The following is a 19,237-nucleotide window of genomic DNA, read 5'->3' on the forward strand; positions in this document are numbered from 1 at the left end:
CCTATGAACCCAGATCTGGAACGGTTGCACCCCTACCCGTTTGAAAAATTGAAGACCCTGTTCAGCGGCTTGCCCCAATCGGACAAGTCGCCCATTGCCCTGTCCATCGGCGAGCCCAAACACCCGTCGCCGGATTTCGTGCAGCAGGTATTAAAGGACTCCACCGCGCGGCTATCCAACTACCCCACCACCGCCGGGATCCCGGAATTGAGTGAGGCCATCGGCCAGTGGCTCAAGCGCCGCTTTCACCTGCAAAGCATTGACCCGGCCAGCCAGGTTTTGCCGGTGAACGGCACCCGCGAAGCGCTGTTTTCCTTTACCCAGGCCGTGGTGGATCGCCAGCGCCAGCCTCTGGTGCTGATGCCCAATCCCTTCTACCAGATTTACGAAGGGGCTGCGTTGCTGGCCGGTGGCGAGCCCATGTACCTTCCTTGCACCGATGCCACCGGCTTGCAGCCAGACTTCGATGCGGTCAGCGAAGATACCTGGACCCGCACCCAGCTGCTGTTTATCTGCACCCCGGGCAACCCCACCGGCGCCACACTCAGCAAGGCCCAACTCAAGGCCCTGATCCAGCTGGCAGACAAGTACGATTTTGTCATCGCTTCAGACGAGTGCTACTCGGAAATCTATCGCGACGCGCCTCCTGCCGGGCTGCTGGAAGCCTGCGCCGAGATGGGCCGTCACGACTACCGCCGCTGCGTGGTCTTCCACTCCCTGTCCAAGCGCTCCAATCTGCCCGGCCTGCGCTCGGGTTTTGCCGCCGGTGACAGCGAAGTACTGCAACGGTTTCTGCGTTACCGCACCTATCATGGCTGCGCCATGCCCATTCATCACCAGCTGGCCAGTATCGCTGCCTGGAACGACGAAACCCACGTGCAAACCAACCGGGCACTGTATCGGGAAAAATTCGATGCGGTGCTGGACATTCTCGGCGGCCCCCTTAAGGTATCCGCCCCGGCAGCAGGCTTCTATTTGTGGCCTAAAACGCCCATTAGTGACGAAGAATTCGCCCAACGGTTACAGGCCGAACACAACGTCACTGTGCTCCCAGGCCGCTACCTGTCACGCACCATCAATGGCAAGAACCCGGGGGAAAACCGGGTACGCATGGCGCTGGTGGCCCCGCTGGAGGAATGTATTGAAGGTGCACAGCGGATCAAGGTACTGCTGGATACGCTATAGCATCACCGCAGGACCACGTTGGTCTTCAAGAAAGGGTTATCAAGTTACGAGAAGCGAGTTTCGAAAATCAAACCTCGATGTTCCAGGTTTTTCGCAACTCGAAACTCGTTACTCGCAACTGAAGCAAACGCGCCTGCGCAAAAGGTTTAAAAAGGACTAAACATGGAACTGACCGTCTTCGGTATCAAGAACTGCGATACCATGAAGAAAGCCATGAAATGGCTGGATGATAATGGCGTGGCCTACCACTTTCACGATTACAAGAAAGAAGGTGTACCCGAGCAACGCTTACGCCAGTGGCTGGAAGCCCTGGGTTGGGAAACCGTGATCAACAAACGCGGCACCACTTGGCGTAAACTGGACGATGCAGTCAAGGAATCCATGAACACAGAAAAGTCCATCACTCTGGCCATGGAAAACCCCTCTGTCGTCAAACGACCGATTTTGCAAAGCGACGATTTCATTCTCGCCGGCTTCAAGGCCGACGAGTGGGAAGACACATTGAAATAACACCGGACGCCCAACGCCGGATGCCCGACGCGCCCCAAACCCGCGTCCGGCCTCCTGCATCAGGGCCCCAGCTCGACGTCAGGAGACATCATGAGTAATTTTTTCGCCATCGCACTGGGTTGCGGCACCAAGAACCGTAACGACAACTGGCTTGAAGTGTTCTACCCCGATCCAGCCATTAACCCGGACGACAAGCTGATCGAGGTGATTCGCGACGAGCTGGATTACCAGGGTGGCAACGCGGCGATGCAACTCACCCACCGCCAGGTTCAGCACATTGCCCGCGAATGGCGCGAAGCCGGTTTTGAGCACGAAGCCAGCTATGCCGTAGCGTTTCAGGAATCCGACCGTCCGGTGGTACTGACCGTTCTGGAAACGGACGCCGAGCCCGCTACCACTCCGGAAGCCTATCTCAAGCTGCATCTGATCTCGCACCGCCTGGTGAAGCCCCATGGCGTTAACCTGTCCGGCATGTTCCCGTTGCTGCCCAACGTGGCCTGGTCCAACGAAGGTGCCGTGGACCTGGAAGAACTGCCCGAGCGTCAACTGCTGGCCCGCCTGAACGGCAAGGTGCTGGAAGTGAACAGCGTGGACAAGTTCCCCAAGATGACCGACTACGTGGTCCCTGCCGGTGTCCGCATCGCCGATACCTCCCGGGTTCGTCTGGGCGCCTATGTGGGCGAAGGCACCACTATCATGCACGAAGGCTTTATCAACTTTAACGCAGGCACTGAAGGCCCGGGCATGATCGAAGGGCGAATTTCCGCCGGCGTTTTCGTGGGTAAAGGCTCCGATATCGGCGGTGGCGCCTCTACCATGGGCACCCTGTCCGGCGGCGGGAATATCATCATCTCCCTGGGCGAAGGCTGCCTGCTGGGCGCCAATGCCGGCACCGGCATCCCGCTAGGGGACCGCTGCACCATCGAAGCGGGCCTGTACATCACTTCCGGCTCCAAGGTGCAACTGCTGGACGACAAGGGCGAGATTGTTAACACGGTCAAGGCCCGCGATCTGGCTGGCCAGTCCGACCTGCTGTTCCGTCGTGACACCCTCAGCGGTGCCGTGCAGTGCCTCACCAACAAGAGCGCCATTGCCCTGAACGAAGAGCTGCATAAGCATAACTAACGCAACACGCGGCACGCTTCACGCCGGCGTGTCCGCATAATCTCTGTAGGAGCACCTCTCGAGGTGCGAACCAGCCACCGGGGTTCTCCCAAACCGGTTCGCTCCTCGAGAGGTGCTCCTACAGCGGCTTCGAATCACCGATACTGGAATACCCATGTCCCGCACTCTCGACTACACCAAGGAACTCATCCGCCGCGCTTCCGTCACTCCGGAAGATGAAGGCTGTCAGGACTGGATGATCGAAAAACTCGAAGCCATGGGGTTCGAGTGCGAAACATTGTGGTTCGAGGAAGTCCGTAACCTGTGGGCACGCCGCGGCACGCAAGGGCCGCTGTTCGCCTTTGCCGGCCATACGGATGTGGTGCCCACCGGCGACGTCGCCGCTTGGAAATACGATCCGTTCACCCCCACCGAGGAAGGCGACCTGCTGTACGGACGCGGGACTGCCGACATGAAAGGTTCCATCGCCGCCATGATGGTGGCCATGGAAGACTTTATCGCCGCCCACCCGGACCATAACGGTAGCCTGGCCTTTCTGATTACCGCCGATGAAGAAGGCCCCTCCGTTAACGGCACCGTCAAGGTAGTAGAGCACCTGCAAGCCCGTCAGGAACACATGGATTACTGCCTGGTGGGCGAACCGTCCTCCACGAACACCGTGGGTGACGTGATCAAAAACGGCCGCCGTGGCTCATTGGGTGCCCGACTCACAGTAAAGGGGATTCAGGGGCATGTGGCCTACCCGCATCTGGCCCGTAACCCGGTTCATGATGTGGCACCCGCACTGGCGGAACTGGCATCGACCGAGTGGGACCAAGGGAACGACTTCTTCCCCGCCACCAGTTTCCAGATTTCCAACATTAACGGCGGCACCGGCGCCACCAATGTGATCCCCGGCACCTGCGAAATCATTTTTAATTTCCGCTTTTCTACTGAGCTCACCGACGCCATTCTGCGTGAGCGGGCCGAGGCTATTCTCGACAAGCACGGCCTGGAGTATGACCTGCAATGGACCCTCTCCGGCCAACCGTTCCTGACAGATCGCGGCGCGCTGGTAGACGCCGCCGTCAACGCGATTCGTGATGTCACCAAGCAGGATACCGAACTGTCCACCGCCGGCGGCACCAGCGATGGCCGTTTTATCGCCCCTACCGGCACCCAGGTAGTCGAACTGGGCCCCACCAATGCCACTATCCACAAGGTGGACGAGCACACCAGCATCAGTGAACTGGATACCCTGACACAAATATACCAACGGCTACTCCAGCACCTGATGACCACCACGTAACACCTGCCTGCCATGACACTACGCGCCTGCCTGGTATCGCCGCCGAAAATCAACGCGGCCATAGCAAGCAGGCGCAGCGCCCGGCTATAAATTCAGGCAAACTGCCCCTACTATAAAAGTGTTATCACGGATCGGGAGGCACCATGTGGCTGCATGAAATCCCCGTGGGCGGCATGCTGTTCAGCCCCATGGTATTACTGGTATTGCTGGCACTGACGCTTACCCTGATGACTTACCTGTTGCTTCGACAGCTGGGCTGGCATCGCCAGGTATGGAAAGGCGCCTGGTTCTACCTTTCCCTGTTCGTCTGTTTCGTCGCCCTCTCTCTGCGACTGTTGAGCTAACCCTACTCAGTGACACAAGGACGCGCCATGCGACAATCGTTTCGAATACTGGTCACCGTCGTTCTGGTTATTCTCGCCCTGATCGCCGGCAACTGGGTGTGGAATTACTACCTCTATGCCCCCTGGACCCGGGACGGTAAAGTGCGGGCAGAAATCATCACTCTGTCGCCGGACGTGTCTGGCTGGGTTCACGAACTCAACATTGAAGACAACCAGAGCGTCAGCCAGGGCGACCCGCTGTTTCGCATCGATGACACCCGCTACCAGGCCGCGCTTGCCAAAGCCGAAGCCCAGCTGCTCTACCAGCAGGAAGCCCTGCGTCTGGCCCAACATCAGTACCAGCGCCGCCAGGATCTGCACCGCAGCAGCAACAACAGCATCAGCAAAGAAGCCCTGGACAGTGCCGGCATTCAGGCCCAACTGGCAAAAGCCAATGTTGCCCTGGCCAAGGCCGAACTGGACAGTGCCAACATCAATCTTGAACGCACCCGCATTCATGCACCGGCAGACGGCACCATCGTCAACCTGACCCTGCAACAGGGCAACTTTGTGAATCAGGGCAGCCCGGTGGTTTCCATGGTCAAAGCCGGCAGTTTCTATGTCACCGGTTATTTCGAGGAAACCAAATTACCGCTGGTGCACGTGGGCCAGGACGCCTCCGTGATTCTGATGAATGGTTCGCGCACCCTGCAGGGAAAAGTGACCAGCGTTGGGCAAGCTATCGCCAATGCCAACACCCAGACCGACCGCCAGCTGCTCCCGCAAGTGCAGCAGACCTTTAACTGGGTGCGGCTGGCTCAACGCATTCCCGTGCACATCGAACTGGAATCGATCCCGGACGACATCTTGCTGGCCGCTGGCATGACCGCCACCGTACGTCTGCACGACGCGCCTGCCACGCCATGATTGGCCTGCCATGACTTTACCGCCCCGCCTGACCGTCATCCTCACCCCGGAACGCCACTCCGTGCTCTTTGCGCTCAAGGGCATTATTGCCATGGGCCTGGCACTCTACCTGTCCATGCTCATGCAACTTGAACGCCCCTATTGGGCGCTTATTTCTGCCGTGTTCTTACAGGTCCGGCCGGAAACCGGCCTGGTGATTGAAAAAGGCCTGTGCCAGATTGGCGGCACCCTGGTGGGCGGCGCCATGGGGTTGCTGATCCTCGCCACCTTGCTGCCCTATCCCTTCATGGCCCTACTGGCACTGACGCTCTGGATCGGACTCAATGCAGCCGCCTCTGCCTGGGTGCGGCAAGCCAATTTCATTTATGGTTTTGCCATGGCCGGCATTACCGCCACCCTGATTGTGGTGATTTCCATCGCCAATCCGACCACCACCTCCAGCGTGGGCATTTTTCATGTGGCCAACGCTCGCGTCAGTGAAATTATTGTCGGCGCGGTTTGTGCAACACTGGTCAGCAACCTGCTGTGGCCTGCCCGTGTCAGCCATCTGCTGCAAAAACACGCCCGTGGCGCCCTCAACCAAACCCTTGCCTACCTGGAGCTGGAGCTCAACCCCGCAGGCACCCACGCCCAGCGCCACATCCAGGTGGACACCCTGCTGCAAAGCATCTTCCCGCTCAGCGATGACAGTAGCGCCGTCTTGTACGAAGGCGCCCAGGGCCCAGGCCGGGCCCGCGCTGCTACCGTCATCTGCCACAAGACCTTGTCCTTGATCGCCCGTATCCGGGTCATCGGCCGTTTGATGCGCAACCACGGCGAATTGCTGACCCCAGCACTGGAAGACATGCTCGAATCGCTGCGCCAGTCTTTCAAACGCATGCGCGAAACCCAGTCCGCCGAAGACGCCATGGAAGAAGTGCAGTCCCTTCGCCAACAATTACGCACTGCCAGCGGCGAACAAGACGACGACGCCTCCCCGCTGCAACGGCGCTTTTTCCAGGTGGCCCTGAACCTGACCGCCGACATCATTCTCGCACTGGAAGCCAACCGGGCCCTGCACTTCAGCAGGGAAATGCAGCTGCGACCACAGGGCCTCAAACCCTACCGGGATCTGCAAATTGCCGCCGCGGTAGGGATCCGCAGCGCTCTGGTATTCATGATCGCCGCCGGGTTATGGATTGGCACAGCCAGCCCCATGGCCATTATGTTGATGATCATGCCGGTGATCTTCACCATCCTTTTTGCCCGCCTGCCCGAACCGGATGTAGTGCTGCGCCGAGCCACCATCACCTCGGTACTCGCGGCACCCGTCGCGCTGTTTTTCACCCTGCCCCTGCTGGCACTGAGCAACGGTGACTTTCCGTTACTGATCCTGATTCTCGGCGCGCCCCTGTTCGTGGCACTGCTGGCCATCAGTAATCCGACCACCCTGGCTTACGGGCTCGGTTTCTGCACCCCGTACATCATCCTTGTACAGCCTGGCAACGCCATGGATTTCGATGTGGCCCGGGTGGCCAGCAACGGCCTGGCCATTACCGGGGGCATCTTCATCGCCTTCATGATGTTCCGCCTGATTACGCCTCCCAATGGCCCCGGCCTGCGCAGGCGCCTGATTCGCGATACCGCCGACGACCTGGCGATGATTGGCCATCACCGCCACCGCATTAACGAAGAAGGCTTCAACGCCCGCATGGCGGATCGCCTTCGCTGGCTCACTATCTGTGACAAGGCCCTGCCCGAAGAACGGCGTCACTTCACCGACCTGGGGTTGACCGGCCTTAACCTGGGCCAGGTTTCCTTATGGGTACAAGGGCGTATCAATACCCATACGTCCCCCGCACTGCAGGACAGCGCAGCACAATGGCAGCAGTCCCTGGCGGATGCCTACCAGGCCTGTGCCCGGGGCCATTCCGATGACCGTTTTCGCGCCGACTCCGAACGCCTGAAAACCGCCATGGCCGAGGCTGGCAACATGGAACAACGCAACCAGGAGCTGATTACCGGCGCCGTGGAACGCATCGCCCTGACCTTTGAACGCATGGCCTCTCGCCTGGCCGGGACCGCCCAGCTTGATGGCACTGGCGAGAATGGATCCAAAACCGGCTAGCCCAAGCGCCCCAAATTCCTGTCGACAGGCCATAGCCAGCGTGTTTACTCTATGTTTTTCTAGTTCCCCTTTTCCATACCCGAATAGCCCGCTGGCCGCCCACTGCGGCCCGCCGTGATGGAGCCCCCTTCACATGTCCGCACAAGAGAAACTGACCGCCAACGTGGTGGTAGACACAAACCCCGCCACCGGCACCGCCGTGGCCGAACTGAGCGAAACCAACCTGGAAGCCTTGCCACAAATGCTGGCAAAAGCTCGCGAAGCGCAAGCCATCTGGGCGGCCAAGTCCTTCAAGGAACGGGCTCGCCACATTCAGATGATGCGCAGCTACATCGTCGATCGTGCCGACGACCTGGCGCGCACCGTCAGCGAAAGCAACGGCAAAACCCTCACCGACGCCCTGGCCACCGAAGTGCTGCCCTGTGCACTGGCCTGTAAATGGTATGCAAAAAACGCCGAGCATTATCTCAAAGAGCGTAACCGCCCAGCTGGCAGCATCCTGTTCTTCAACAAGCGCACACACATGTTGCGAGTACCGCTGGGTGTTGTGGGCATCATCAGCCCCTGGAACTACCCTCTCTCGATTCCTTTTGGGGAAATTGTCATGGCCTTGATGGCCGGCAATGGCGTGATGCTAAAAGTGGCCGCAGCTACCCCCGCGGTAGGCCGAGCCATCGAGCAAATCATCGCCGCCGGTGAATTACCGGAAGGCCTGTTCCAGCACATCGTTGGCTCTGGCTCAAAGGTCGCCACCGGCTTTTTCGATAACGGTATCGACAAGCTGTTTTTCACCGGCTCCGTGCCGGCAGGCAAAACGTTGATGGCCCAAGCCGCGCAAACCCTGACACCGGTTTCCCTGGAGCTGGGCGGTAACGACCCCATGCTGGTTCTGGAAGACGCAGATCTTGAGCGTGCCACCAACGGCGCCGCCTGGGGCGGCTATCAGAATGCCGGGCAAAGTTGTGGCGGCGTGGAACGCATCTATGTGGTGGATGCGGTGTACGACCAGTTCGTGGACCTGCTGGCCAAGAAAACCCGTCAGCTGCGTCACGGCATCGGCTGCAACGGTTTCGATGTGGATATCGGCAGCCTGACCACCGCCGGTCAGCTGCGCACCGTGCAACAGCACGTAGAAGATGCGCTGGCCAAGGGTGCCCGCATCGAAGCCCAGTCCCGCCCGGTGGGCAATGTGGAAAACGGCTTCTTCTTCCCCGCCACCCTGCTCACCCAGGTCACCGACGACATGCTCACCATGTGCGACGAAACCTTCGGGCCCTTGATCGCCGTGCAGCGTGTAGCCAACGAAGAGGAAGCGATTCGTAAAGCCAACGATTCCAACCTGGCACTGACCTCCTCGGTGTGGACCAAAGACAACAAACGTGGCCGCGCCATCGCCGCACAGCTACAGACAGGTGTTACCACCATCAATGATCACCTCTACAGCCACGGTCTGTCCGAAACTCCGTGGGGCGGCTGGAAAGAATCCGGAATTGGCCGTACCCACGGCCCTGAGGGGCTGGAAGAGATGACCCAGCCGAAAGTGGTCAACTGGGATATTCTGCCGTCCAAGCGCAATATCTTTTGGTACCCGTTTGACGAAGCCACCTACAACGGCATCAAAAACGCCCTGCTATTCGTCTTCCCGTCCAGCATTGGCCAGTGGCTCGGCGCCTCATTGAAACTCACGCCCTTCCTGGTGAAGAAAATGTTCACCGGCTGGAAAACCGGCGACTGAACCCCTGGTGCCGCCTGGTGCCAGCGGCAAAACCTTGACCTGCATCAGCGTCATCCTCCCTGTACCTGTCATGCTGGAACGACAGGCAAAGGGAGGATTTTTTATGTATATGGATTCCGTGGTATTGGCAGGCATTGCCGTTATTGCCGGCATTTTGCTGTTCGCGGGCTGCTTTGCCCTGTTTATCTGGCTCGACTCAGGTAATGAAGAGGGCTCGTCACAACATGAAAAAGACTGACAGGAAAAAGCGTTCGGCGGAAATGGGCGCGCCCATTTCCGCCCCGGCAATAACAGTCAGAGCGCATCCAGCCAGTCCTGGGAGGGGGCATACCACCAGGACCCCATCACCGGGCGAGTGAAGTCCAACAAACGGTCCTTGACCGAATCATCAGCGATGCCATACATGCGCCGCAGCAGAAAATCATAACGGTCCAGTTCGCAACAAAACGCCAGGAAGTACAAACCATGCTGGCCGCTGTCACCGTAAGGAACCGACCGACGCCACATTTTCTGCGCTACCCCATCGCGATCCACATCCACCCGTCCCACGTGGGCATCCGTGGGCATGCGGTCTTCATCGAACTCCACCGCATCTTCCTTGGTCCGGCCAATCACGTTTTCTTGATCACTGACCGGTAGCTGGTTGAATTTACCCAGATCGTGAATCCATTTCTGGGTCAGCACCCAGCTACCGCCCGCGCCGGGGTGCGGCTCAGCAATAAAGGCCGCCTGTTCCGCCTTTTCTCCGGTGGGGTTGCCGATGCCATCCACAAACCCAGTCAAATCACGCATGTCGTGATACACAAAGGCGGTTAGCTCAAGCTGGGTCGCGAGCAGGTCACCCACTGCCTGGCGTACCTGCATGGTGGTATCGAACAGGTCTCCCGCCTCCCGGGCTTGCACCCACACCCACAAATCTCCCTGGGTGGCCGGAATGTGCCCCTCCAAAGAAAAGGGGGGGAAACTGAAGCGGGAATCAAAGCACGCCCAGAGATCCGGCCCGAAACCCAGCAAAACCGGGGTCTTCTCACTCTTCAGCGCAACCAGATCACGCAGAGCCTGGCGCAGTGACTCGGTCTTGTGGCCACTGCCAAGACTGAACTCGAAAAACACATGATGGGCATAACTGCGGTCAAAAATACCGGATTGCGGTGTCGACACCGGAGGCTCCTTCACTCTGTCCATGGCGGGGAATAATTCCCACAATTATAGCAGGTCGAATCAGCGCCGGCCCCTGCCATACGCTCGTTGCCGTCCAGTCGCAGCAATTTTGAAACAAATTGAAATATCCGCTGGTGTTCCGGACTCAGGGCTTTCGATACACTTGGCTCACATTCGTTAACTGTATCCGACTATGACACCTTGGCTTGGCCTGGATCGACTAGGTTTCTTTCTCATACGCGTATTTTTACGCCTGTGCACCCGCGCCAATGCGCTCCCTTCTGATCCCAAGGAACTGCAGCTTGCTGCCAACACCCCGGTGGTCTATGTACTCAGCGACCGCTCTGCTGCCGATGCGGCCGTGGCCGACCAGACCGCCCGCCAGCTGGGGCTCTCTTCAGCCCTGCGCGGCCTGACGCTGGGAAAGACACACCTCAATCACAGTTATTTTCAGCTTTACCGCCGCCAACTGGGTAACCGCCGTCAGCGCCGGGCGGTATCTCCTCCCCGGCTGGAGAAGCTGGTTGCGGCCCTGCGTGCCAACCCGGAAGCCGATGTACAGCTTGTGCCCGTGTCCGTGTTCTGGGGCCGCCGCCCGGAGAAAGAAAACTCCATGTGGCGCATCCTGTTTTCAGATAACTGGTCCCCGGCCGGCTTTATCAAGAAGTTCTTCATCATCATTACCCAGGGCCGCCAGCTGTACGTTCAATTCAGCCGTCCCATGTCCTTGCGCACCCTGGTTGACCAGTGCCCCAAAGACGACCAGGCCGTGCGCAAAGCATCGCGTATCCTGCGGGTACACTTCCGCCGTCAGCAGGAAGCGGCCATCGGGCCTGATCTGTCGCACCGCCGCACCCTCACCAACACCGTGGTGGATTCCATTCCCGTGCGTGATGTCATCCGCGCGGAAGCCAAACGCCAGGATATCAGTGAAGAAAAGCTGGAAGCGAAAGCCCGCAGCTACGTGATGGAAATCGCGGCGGATTACTCGCATACGGTGATTCGTTTTCTGGAGTTGCTACTGAACTGGGTATGGAACCGTTTATACGGCGGGATTCGTCTGTACAACATGGACAACCTGACCAAGGTCGCCGGTGATCATGAAATTATCTACGTGCCCTGCCACCGCAGTCACATCGATTACCTGTTACTGTCTTTCGTGATGTTCCGCAATGGTCTGGTGCCGCCGCACATTGCCGCCGGCATCAATTTGAACCTGCCCATTGTCGGTACCATTCTGCGACGCGGGGGCGCCTTCTTCATGCGTCGCAGCTTCCGTGACAATCCTTTGTATGCCGCCGTGTTCAGCGAATATCTGCACACCATTACAGCGCGCGGTTTTTCCATCGAATATTTCGTGGAAGGCGGCCGCAGCCGCAGTGGTCGCATGCTCAAGCCTCGTACCGGCATGCTGGCCATGACCGTACGCAGTTTCCTGCGTGATTCACGTAAACCCATTGCCTTTGTGCCCGTCTATGTGGGCTACGAAAAAGTCATCGAAGCCGGTTCCTATATCGGCGAACTGCATGGCAAGAAAAAACAGAAAGAATCCGTGGGCGGGCTGATGAAGTCCCTGGCTGTCCTGCGCAGCCACTTTGGCCAGGTGCACCTGAATTTCGGTGAACCCATCAAACTGGTGGATTACCTGGATCAACACAATCCGAAGTGGCGCAACGAAACCGTGGCGGCTGGGGACAATCCCCCCTGGTTTAAACATGCGGTGGAAGAGCTGGGTCAGGAAGTGGTGGAATCCATCAATGCCGCCGCCGTGGCCAACCCGATTAACCTGCTCAGCCTGGCATTACTGGCATCACCGAAACACACCATGGATATTGCCCAGCTTCGTCAGCAGCTGGATCTGTATATTTCCCTGCTCAAACAGGCGCCCTACAGCGACAGCGCCGCCCTCGCCACCGACGATGCCAATGCCATTATCGAGTACGGCCTGGAACACGACTTCCTCGACCGGATCGAACACAAGCTGGGCGACGTGGTGACCACCGATGAGAAGACCGCTCTGCAGATGGCCTACGTGCGCAACAACAGCCTGCACCTGTTCATTCTCCCCGGGCTGATCTGCTCGTTGGTGATGAATGCACGCTCCATCAGCATGGATGTGCTGCAAAGCATGGTGCGTCTGCTCTACCCCTTCCTGCGTAACGAATACTTCCTCCATTGGCAGGACGATGAAGAGCTGGCGGCTGCCGTCAACAACATCGTCACCGTACTGCAGCAAGAGCAACTGATCGGCCGTGAAAATGACTGCCTGCATGGCGCCGCAATTCACACCCATGAATCAGACATGCTCGATCATCTCGGTCAAACAGTGATGCCTTCCCTTGAGCGTTACTACCTGACCATCCGGCTGCTGGTGCAATACGGTTCCGGCATGCTCACTGCCGAACAGCTGAGTGAGCTGGCTCATCAAACTGCACAGCGGCTTTCATTGCTGTATGAATTCAACTCCCCCGAGTTCTTCGACAAGGTGGTACTGAAGAACTTTATCGCCCAGCTTTATTCCACTGGCCTGGTGACACCTGATGACAGCGGCGCACTGGCGTTTGGCGAAAAACTGGAAGCGCTGGATGACGAAGCCAATCGCATCCTCAGCCCGGATATCAGTGACGCGATTCAGCGCGTCACTCGAGTCACCAACCTGGGCAATCTGGTCACCGCATCACCGGACGCATCGTAACCCCGGCGCCGGCCATCCTGGCCGGCGCTATGTACGTCCCGGGCGCTCGAAGTGGCTTATCACTCGGAAAAACGAAAAGAGAAAACGCTAGGGAGCCTCTGAAAAACTCCCTAGGGGCAGGTATAAATATCGAAACGCACAGCCTTGCCCTTTTGACTGAATGACGGGGTAACCCCGGCCAGATAACCCGCCTTAACTGGCCGCTTCACCACCACACGGGCAGGTTCAAGCTCACGAGCCCACGCCAACAATAACTGCTCTTCATCCGCATCAGGATAAGCACAGAGACGTTGTAACCACTGTAGATCTTTCTTTACTGCTGCACTTTTTTCCCGGGCAGGAAACATGGGGTCCAGGTACACCGCGTGTAAATCACTCCCCTGCCGGGTTCGACTGTCCTCACAGGCGAGCAGCTCCATGTTGGCAACCAAAGCAGCAGGCGCCCGTTGCAGGCCGTCAGCAAGCATCGCATGCAGAATGGGCGAACGCTCAGCCAACAGCACCTGAAACCCCGCTTGCGCCATCAGCGCGGCATCGCGACCCAGACCCGCCGTGGCATCCAGCACTCGAATACGGTCCTCTTTAGGCTTGCCCAACGCCTTGATCAAACGCTCATGACGTACCCGCTCCGGCGTCAGCCGGTAACCCTGTTTGCCATCGCAAAAACTGACCGTAAGCGGCGTTTCCTTGCCCTGTGGTCGCCACAGGCTCAGACATTCATGGCGCCAGCCAAGCACCAGTTCCAGCTGGTCGGCACAGGCCCGAGCTTCGTCTTCCACGGTCCTGCCGGGCAGCCCTTCAGGGCAACCGGGCAACAGCCCCAGCACGGTATCCAGAGACGCGTTCAGTGTCATGCCAGCCAGAACAACAGGGCCACACCCAATACCAACCGGTAGACCACAAACGGCAGCATGCCAATGCGCTCCAGCAGGCGGATGAAGAACACAATGGTCAGGTAGGCCGTCACCGCGCTGACCAATACGCCCAGCGCCATCATTCCCCAGTCCACGACTATCTGCTGTTCGATCAGGTCTTTGGTTTTCAACAACCCGGCGCCCAGGATTACCGGAATGGAGAGCAAAAAGGAAAAGCGGGCCGCATCTTCACGGCGATACCCCAGAGCCAACGCGGCGGTAATGGTGATGCCGCTGCGCGAGGTGCCGGGGATGAGTGCCAGCGCCTGGGCCAGACCAATAAAAATCGCGCCGGCAATACCCAAACGAGCCAGTGAAAACTCACGCTTTCCGAACGCATCCGAAGCCCATAACAGCGCCCCGAATACCAACGTAGTGATGGCAATCACCAGGGCCGAGCGTAACTCATGCTCAATGAAATCATCACCGAGAAATCCGAACACCACTGCCGGGATGGTCGCCAATACCACCAGCAGGCCCAGTTTAAGATCATCATTCATGCGGCGCTGCTGTACCGCCACACCGGCACCGCCCACCATGGCCACCAGGTCGCGACGGTAATACAGCATCACTGCCAGCAAGGTGCCCAGATGCACCGCCACATCAAAAGCCAGCCCCTGATCGGGCCAGCCCAGAATCTGTGATGGAAGAATCAAATGGGCGGAACTGGAGATAGGGAGAAACTCGGTGAGCCCTTGTATCAGAGCAAGAACCAGAGCCTGAAACCAATCCATGGAATGTCCTTGTTGAATGAAACGTCAGTGACGAGTCACGAGGTTCGAGGAGCGAAAATAAAAACCGGGTTGGTTTTTCGAAACTCGCTTCTCATCACTCGTAACGTTTTCTATTCGTCAGCGGTTACCTTGTAGCCTTGCAAGAATTCCGCAGGCATACGGCGAGGCTTTCCAGAATCCAGCGCCACACACACCCAGCGAGTACGTCCGCGAAGCAAGGTGCGACCGTCAGATTCGCGCACAATCTGATAGCGACGGGTAATGCTGATCCGCTCATCATTATCAACAATCCAGGTGCCGATTCTCAGGTTTTCACCCTCAAAAGCCGGCGCCAGGTAATCCACTTCCGTGTGGCGCGCCACCATGCCCCGGTTGAGCTTCTGGTACAGATCCCAGCCCAATCCCAGTTCGGTGGTGTGATGCCAGGCAATCTGTTCCATGAAGCGCAGGTACTCGGTGTTGTTCACATGCCCCATCACATCAATGGCTTCGGCGGGTACGGTCACCGTCAGCTCATGCACATCGGGAAGGTCCCAGTTGATCATCGTACAGCTCCCTGAATCACTTGGTCTCGCAAATAGACTGGCTGCGCCTGTTCCGCACTGACACCCTCTCCGCGTTCGAATGCTGATAATGCCAGCTGGGCCACCGCTTTCGCATGGGGGTGGGCGTCAATAATGCAGCGGCTTGCGCCATAGGCCGCCACCAGCGCGTCCTGATAGACCAGCCCGGAACCGATAATCATCCAGTCCGCCGACGGCAGATCCGGCAAGGCATCGGGGTTAAACAAGCCATCGTTGAGAATGGCACTGGCCGCGCCGTCCTCACACTCATAGGCGCCGAGATACAGCTCGCCCATACGTGCGTCGAAACAGGCAATCACATGGGAATGCGCCTGTCTCGCCTGCGCACTGAGTGCGCAGGCCGCCAGGGTGGAAATCCCCACCACCGGCAGGTCCGCCGAAAATGCCAGGCCCTGAGTCACCGCCGCCGCCACGCGCACGCCCGTGAACGCGCCCGGGCCATGACCGAAGGCAATGCCATCAAGATCCTTCAACCGGACCCCGGCATCAGCCAGCAGCCCTTCGACCATTGGCAACACCAGCTCCGTCTGTCGCCGTGGCGCGTGTTCAAAACGTTCGATCACATTGCCATCGTCCAGCAACGCCACCGAGCAGGTTTCGCCTGCGGTTTCCAGTGCGAGTATGCGCGTCATGATTCCATCTTTTCCGCTTCCAGGCCCTGCCGGGCCAGATAATCAAAAAACCGTTGCACCACATCCAGCTTACGGGTGCGGGTCATGTTGGGCAGACTGTTGACGAACAACTTGCCATAACTGCGCGTTAACAGCCGCGGATCCGCCACCACCAGCAAACCGGTGTCTTTCGGATCACGAATCAGCCGCCCAGCCCCCTGACGCAAGGCCAGCACTGCCTGGGGAAGCTGATAATCACGAAACGCATTACCGCCGTTACGGTTAATGTGCTCAATGCGCGCGGCGGCCACAGGGTCACCGGGAGAGCCAAAAGGCAGCTTATCAATGATCACACAACTAAGAGCCTCACCACGGACATCAATGCCTTCCCAGAAACTGCTGGTGCCCAACAACACGGCATTGCCCTTCTCCCGGAACGCGTCCAGTAATTCACGCCGCCCGGACTCGCCCTGCACCAGCAAAGGGTAATCGATCTTCTGGCGCAGAATAGCGGCAGCTTCGCGTAGTGCTCTGTGACTCGTGAACAGGAAAAAAGTGCGACCTTTAGCCGCATTAATCACCGGCACCATGGCATTGGTAAGCTGCGCGGTGTACTCGCGATCATTCGGTGCCGGCAGGCCTTCCGGTGCATAGAATACCGCCTGACGCTTGAAATCGAAGGGGCTTTCCAGACGCAGCGTGCGAGCAGAATCCAATCCCAAGCGGTGCTGGATATGTTCAAACCGCCCCCCCACCGACAGGGTGGCCGAGGTAAGAATCCAGCTACAGGGATGACGTTCACGCTGGGCGCGCAACTGAGCGGCCACAGACAACGGCGTGCTGTGCAGCACTACGGAACGCTTGAACGTCTCAAACCAGTACACCCGGTTGGGCTGGCCGCCTTTCAGGTAGGCCGCCAGGCAATCCACCTGTTCGCTGGCCCGCCGGGAACAGGCGTCCATACCTCTGCTCGCCTTGGCCAACGGTCCGAGGAAGGCGTCCAGCTCCTGCAAGGCCTGCAGCAAGGCTTCCCCGGCTTCAACCACCGCCTTGTTTTCGGCCACTTCCGTCCAGGGCTCACGGCGCTCGCCGTCACCCAGACTCAAACGCAAGTCCATGCCCCCTTTATCCACGGCGGCAACCAGGCGATTCAGCTCCGCCAGATCAGCAGCGGTATGCCCGGCTTCCGACAGGCTGTCGCGGCCCAGTTCCTGAATCTGCCGTGTGCTCAGGGTGTCAGCAAAAAACGCCGCGGCGATTTCAGGCAGTTGATGCGCCTCATCGAAAATCACCGTGTTGGCCGTGGGCAATAATTCAGACGCCGCGCCATTGCCACGCAACGCGGCATCGGCAAAGAACAGATGATGATTCACCACCACCAGGTCGGCCTCCTGGGCCTCCTTGCGCGCCTTCATCAGCGGGCATTCGTTATAACGGGGACACTCAGTGCCCAGGCAATTGTCCGCGGTACTGGTCACCCAGGGCCATACTGGCGCATCTTCCGGGATCTGTTGCAGCTCGGCGATATCACCGGTGCGGGTGCGCCCTGCCCAGTGCGCCACAATCTGCATCTGCCCCACGGTTTCTCGGGTGAGAAAACGGGCGTCTTCCTGGTGCAATTCCAACCGGTATGGGCAGAGATAGTTGGCACGCCCTTTTAACAGCGCCACTTTTCGCGGCAGATTCAGGGCTTTCTTAACCAGGGGCAGGTCTTTGAAGAACAGTTGGTCCTGCAAGCTCTTGGTGCCGGTGGACACCAACGTCGGGCCTTCAGACAGCAGTGCAGGCACCAGATAAGCCAGCGTCTTGCCGGTGCCGGTTTCCGCTTCAACCAGCAAGGTGGCACCACTGCCAATCACGTCTTCCACCGCATCAGCCATTTCCAGCTGCGGTTCACGCGGCTGGTAGCCTGGCAGGAGCGGCGCAAAGCGCGCTAAATCGGTAAGATGATTACGGGCGGTAGTCACATAATGTCCCTGAAACGTGTCTGCACTCGGGGCTGGCAAAAACAGGCTGTCAGCATCGCCCAACGCGCGCGCAGAGCATAGCCGATTCGCCCCCGGAACCCAACGCGAGAGCAAGACGAGAAGGCAATATGGTCGACTATACCTTAATCATTCTGGCCGGCGGGCAGGGGCAACGCATGGGCGGTGCCGACAAGGGACTGGTGGAGGTAAATGGCAAGCCGCTGGTTGCTCACCTGCTCGATAATCTACTCCCCCGCCCCACCCGCATTGTGATCAGTGCCAATCGCAATGCTGACCGCTATCAAGCCTGGGCCGATCAGGTGGTCGCGGATCGGCGCGACGGTTTTTCCGGGCCACTGGCCGGGTTGGAAGCCGCTCTGGGGGAAGCCCATGGCCTGTGCCTGTGTCTGCCCTGTGACCTGCTGACCCTGCCCACGACCATGGTTCAGGATTTGTTGGCGGCGGCGTCAATGGAGCATATTTGCGTTGCCCACGATCCGCTACGCCGCCAACCGCTATGCATGGCCTTCTATACTGAATCCTGGCGAGACTCACTCAGTGAGTATCTGGATGCGGGCAAGCGCAGTGCGCACGGCTGGCTGGATCAGGTATGCGTTCACCCGGTGGCCGTAGCCACGCCATTGCAGAATCTGAATCACACACACGACGCGTAACACTCTCTACCCTCCACCTTCCACGCTACAGGCAGGCATGCTGCGTGTGACGTCTTCCAAAACAACAATGCCCGCACAAGGCGGGCATTGTCATGGAACGAAAACGCGGAATTACGCGGTCACGTCCTGGATCTGCTTCATCAGGGCAACCTGATCAGCAGAAGGCTGTGCGGTTTGCAGAGCCATCAGCTTGCTCATGTCGCCTTCAATGCGGATCTGGCCGCTCATGAAGCCCTGCATGCCTGCAGACTGGTCACCTTCGATGAAGATGCGCTTGGCCAGGTCGGCCGGCAGGATCATGGTAGTCGGAGCGTCAGCGTGATGACCTTCTTCGATCATGCCGCCGACCAGAGCCAGCTCTTTGTCGCCACCGTCAGCATTAACAGTGATGTTGATTACCAGGTCAGCCAGTGCCGCCGGCGCTTCAACATTACCCGCGCCATCGCGGATTTCTTTTACTTTTGCAAACCACTCGTCAGACAGAAATTCCAGGCTCATTCTTGTTTCTCCTTAAACCTATCGATGTGACTTCGACGCCCCCTTTCACAGGGCTGGCACAGGCTTTATTGCTGCTAGCCAATTCAAACGAGCGTTCGAAACTTACCCGTACCTTATAGAAAGGCTCAAGGGGTGGCAATAGCCGCAGATGAGTCCTTACGGGACAAAAAAGCCCGGCAAAATGCCGGGCTTTTCGAGC

The 19,237-nt window shown here is 58.6% G+C and carries 18 protein-coding genes; 11 read left to right on the plus strand and 7 right to left on the minus strand.

The annotated features are described in order from the left end of the window. The first annotated feature begins 3 nt into the window (after nucleotides 1-3). The 9 genes from dapC (at nucleotide 4) to ccoM (ending at nucleotide 9,438) form a co-directional block, all read left to right on the plus strand. Nucleotides 4-1,185: a succinyldiaminopimelate transaminase gene (dapC, locus tag CL546_RS05980; protein WP_290493641.1), complete on the plus strand. Its 1,182-nt coding sequence runs from the start codon at nucleotides 4-6 to the stop codon at nucleotides 1,183-1,185. Nucleotides 1,186-1,347: 162 nt separating this feature from the next. Beyond that, nucleotides 1,348-1,695 (plus strand): ArsC family reductase, encoded by a 348-nt coding sequence (locus tag CL546_RS05985; protein WP_290493642.1) that lies wholly within the window; start codon nucleotides 1,348-1,350, stop codon nucleotides 1,693-1,695. 90 nt (nucleotides 1,696-1,785) lie between these two features. Further along, nucleotides 1,786-2,820, plus strand: a complete 1,035-nt coding sequence (gene dapD / locus CL546_RS05990) for a 2,3,4,5-tetrahydropyridine-2,6-dicarboxylate N-succinyltransferase (RefSeq protein ID WP_290493643.1) — start codon at nucleotides 1,786-1,788, stop codon at nucleotides 2,818-2,820. A gap of 154 nt (nucleotides 2,821-2,974) precedes the next feature. Next, nucleotides 2,975-4,108 (plus strand): succinyl-diaminopimelate desuccinylase, encoded by a 1,134-nt coding sequence (dapE, locus tag CL546_RS05995; protein ID WP_290493644.1) that lies wholly within the window; start codon nucleotides 2,975-2,977, stop codon nucleotides 4,106-4,108. A 143-nt stretch (nucleotides 4,109-4,251) separates the two neighbouring features. Next, a complete protein-coding gene (locus CL546_RS06000; protein ID WP_290493646.1) occupies nucleotides 4,252-4,452 on the plus strand; it encodes a DUF1656 domain-containing protein in 201 nt (66 codons plus the stop codon). Between the two features lie 27 nt (nucleotides 4,453-4,479). Next, nucleotides 4,480-5,358 carry an efflux RND transporter periplasmic adaptor subunit gene (locus tag CL546_RS06005; protein ID WP_290493648.1) on the plus strand — a complete coding sequence of 293 codons (879 nt, stop codon included), beginning with the start codon at nucleotides 4,480-4,482 and terminating at the stop codon, nucleotides 5,356-5,358. A gap of 10 nt (nucleotides 5,359-5,368) precedes the next feature. Further along, nucleotides 5,369-7,465, plus strand: a complete 2,097-nt coding sequence (locus CL546_RS06010; RefSeq protein WP_290493650.1) for an FUSC family protein — start codon at nucleotides 5,369-5,371, stop codon at nucleotides 7,463-7,465. A 133-nt stretch (nucleotides 7,466-7,598) separates the two neighbouring features. Then, nucleotides 7,599-9,200, plus strand: coding sequence for an aldehyde dehydrogenase family protein (locus tag CL546_RS06015; RefSeq protein ID WP_290493651.1), 1,602 nt, complete (start codon nucleotides 7,599-7,601; stop codon nucleotides 9,198-9,200). Nucleotides 9,201-9,303: 103 nt separating this feature from the next. Further along, nucleotides 9,304-9,438 (plus strand): cytochrome c oxidase subunit CcoM, encoded by a 135-nt coding sequence (gene ccoM / locus CL546_RS06020; RefSeq protein WP_290493653.1) that lies wholly within the window; start codon nucleotides 9,304-9,306, stop codon nucleotides 9,436-9,438. A gap of 56 nt (nucleotides 9,439-9,494) precedes the next feature. On the opposite strand, the gene CL546_RS06025 is transcribed toward ccoM, so the two are convergent. Then, nucleotides 9,495-10,361 carry a Dyp-type peroxidase gene (locus CL546_RS06025; protein WP_290493654.1) on the minus strand — a complete coding sequence of 289 codons (867 nt, stop codon included), beginning with the start codon at nucleotides 10,359-10,361 and terminating at the stop codon, nucleotides 9,495-9,497. A 193-nt stretch (nucleotides 10,362-10,554) separates the two neighbouring features. Between CL546_RS06025 and plsB the strand changes: the two genes are divergently transcribed. Further along, a complete protein-coding gene (gene plsB, locus CL546_RS06030; protein ID WP_290493656.1) occupies nucleotides 10,555-13,056 on the plus strand; it encodes a glycerol-3-phosphate 1-O-acyltransferase PlsB in 2,502 nt (833 codons plus the stop codon). Between the two features lie 110 nt (nucleotides 13,057-13,166). Here plsB and CL546_RS06035 read toward each other — a convergent pair whose 3' ends face one another. The 5 genes from CL546_RS06035 to CL546_RS06055 form a co-directional block, all read right to left on the minus strand. Beyond that, nucleotides 13,167-13,910, minus strand: a complete 744-nt coding sequence (locus CL546_RS06035; protein WP_290493658.1) for a class I SAM-dependent methyltransferase — start codon at nucleotides 13,908-13,910, stop codon at nucleotides 13,167-13,169. Continuing rightward, nucleotides 13,907-14,704, minus strand: a complete 798-nt coding sequence (locus CL546_RS06040) for an undecaprenyl-diphosphate phosphatase (protein ID WP_290493659.1) — start codon at nucleotides 14,702-14,704, stop codon at nucleotides 13,907-13,909. Before CL546_RS06040 ends, CL546_RS06035 begins: the two co-directional genes overlap by 4 nt. 110 nt (nucleotides 14,705-14,814) lie before the next feature. After that, on the minus strand, nucleotides 14,815-15,249 hold the full coding sequence (locus tag CL546_RS06045) for an acyl-CoA thioesterase (RefSeq protein ID WP_290493661.1): 435 nt from the start codon (nucleotides 15,247-15,249) through the stop codon (nucleotides 14,815-14,817). Then, nucleotides 15,246-15,920, minus strand: coding sequence for a tRNA (adenosine(37)-N6)-threonylcarbamoyltransferase complex dimerization subunit type 1 TsaB (gene tsaB / locus CL546_RS06050; protein WP_290493662.1), 675 nt, complete (start codon nucleotides 15,918-15,920; stop codon nucleotides 15,246-15,248). The genes CL546_RS06045 and tsaB overlap by 4 nt, the downstream gene beginning before the upstream one ends. Next, nucleotides 15,917-17,866 carry an ATP-dependent DNA helicase gene (locus CL546_RS06055; protein WP_290493663.1) on the minus strand — a complete coding sequence of 650 codons (1,950 nt, stop codon included), beginning with the start codon at nucleotides 17,864-17,866 and terminating at the stop codon, nucleotides 15,917-15,919. The genes tsaB and CL546_RS06055 overlap by 4 nt, the downstream gene beginning before the upstream one ends. A 128-nt stretch (nucleotides 17,867-17,994) precedes the next feature. On the opposite strand from CL546_RS06055, the gene mobA reads away from it, so the two are divergent. Next, entirely contained in the window at nucleotides 17,995-18,540 is a 546-nt protein-coding gene (gene mobA / locus CL546_RS06060; RefSeq protein WP_290493665.1) for a molybdenum cofactor guanylyltransferase MobA, read from the plus strand. Between the two features lie 111 nt (nucleotides 18,541-18,651). On the opposite strand, the gene CL546_RS06065 is transcribed toward mobA, so the two are convergent. Further along, complete coding sequence (locus CL546_RS06065; RefSeq protein ID WP_007150082.1) at nucleotides 18,652-19,038, minus strand: SCP2 sterol-binding domain-containing protein; 387 nt, start codon at nucleotides 19,036-19,038, stop codon at nucleotides 18,652-18,654. Between the last annotated feature and the right edge of the window lie 199 nt (nucleotides 19,039-19,237).

The sequence above is a fragment of the Alcanivorax sp. genome, from assembly GCF_002726155.1.
GTDB lineage: Bacteria > Pseudomonadota > Gammaproteobacteria > Pseudomonadales > Alcanivoracaceae > Alcanivorax.

What these genes read in the sequence shown, in the direction of transcription:
- dapC (WP_290493641.1), top strand. Translation starts at nt 4, where the DNA reads ATGAACCCAGATCTGGAACGGTTGCACCCCTACCCGTTTGAAAAATTG.
- CL546_RS05985 (WP_290493642.1), top strand. Translation starts at nt 1,348, where the DNA reads ATGGAACTGACCGTCTTCGGTATCAAGAACTGCGATACCATGAAGAAA.
- dapD (WP_290493643.1), top strand. Translation starts at nt 1,786, where the DNA reads ATGAGTAATTTTTTCGCCATCGCACTGGGTTGCGGCACCAAGAACCGT.
- dapE (WP_290493644.1), top strand. Translation starts at nt 2,975, where the DNA reads ATGTCCCGCACTCTCGACTACACCAAGGAACTCATCCGCCGCGCTTCC.
- CL546_RS06000 (WP_290493646.1), top strand. Translation starts at nt 4,252, where the DNA reads ATGTGGCTGCATGAAATCCCCGTGGGCGGCATGCTGTTCAGCCCCATG.
- CL546_RS06005 (WP_290493648.1), top strand. Translation starts at nt 4,480, where the DNA reads ATGCGACAATCGTTTCGAATACTGGTCACCGTCGTTCTGGTTATTCTC.
- CL546_RS06010 (WP_290493650.1), top strand. Translation starts at nt 5,369, where the DNA reads ATGACTTTACCGCCCCGCCTGACCGTCATCCTCACCCCGGAACGCCAC.
- CL546_RS06015 (WP_290493651.1), top strand. Translation starts at nt 7,599, where the DNA reads ATGTCCGCACAAGAGAAACTGACCGCCAACGTGGTGGTAGACACAAAC.
- ccoM (WP_290493653.1), top strand. Translation starts at nt 9,304, where the DNA reads ATGTATATGGATTCCGTGGTATTGGCAGGCATTGCCGTTATTGCCGGC.
- plsB (WP_290493656.1), top strand. Translation starts at nt 10,555, where the DNA reads ATGACACCTTGGCTTGGCCTGGATCGACTAGGTTTCTTTCTCATACGC.
- CL546_RS06035 (WP_290493658.1), bottom strand. Translation starts at nt 13,910, where the DNA reads ATGACACTGAACGCGTCTCTGGATACCGTGCTGGGGCTGTTGCCCGGT.
- CL546_RS06040 (WP_290493659.1), bottom strand. Translation starts at nt 14,704, where the DNA reads ATGGATTGGTTTCAGGCTCTGGTTCTTGCTCTGATACAAGGGCTCACC.
- CL546_RS06045 (WP_290493661.1), bottom strand. Translation starts at nt 15,249, where the DNA reads ATGATCAACTGGGACCTTCCCGATGTGCATGAGCTGACGGTGACCGTA.
- tsaB (WP_290493662.1), bottom strand. Translation starts at nt 15,920, where the DNA reads ATGACGCGCATACTCGCACTGGAAACCGCAGGCGAAACCTGCTCGGTG.
- mobA (WP_290493665.1), top strand. Translation starts at nt 17,995, where the DNA reads ATGGTCGACTATACCTTAATCATTCTGGCCGGCGGGCAGGGGCAACGC.
- CL546_RS06065 (WP_007150082.1), bottom strand. Translation starts at nt 19,038, where the DNA reads ATGAGCCTGGAATTTCTGTCTGACGAGTGGTTTGCAAAAGTAAAAGAA.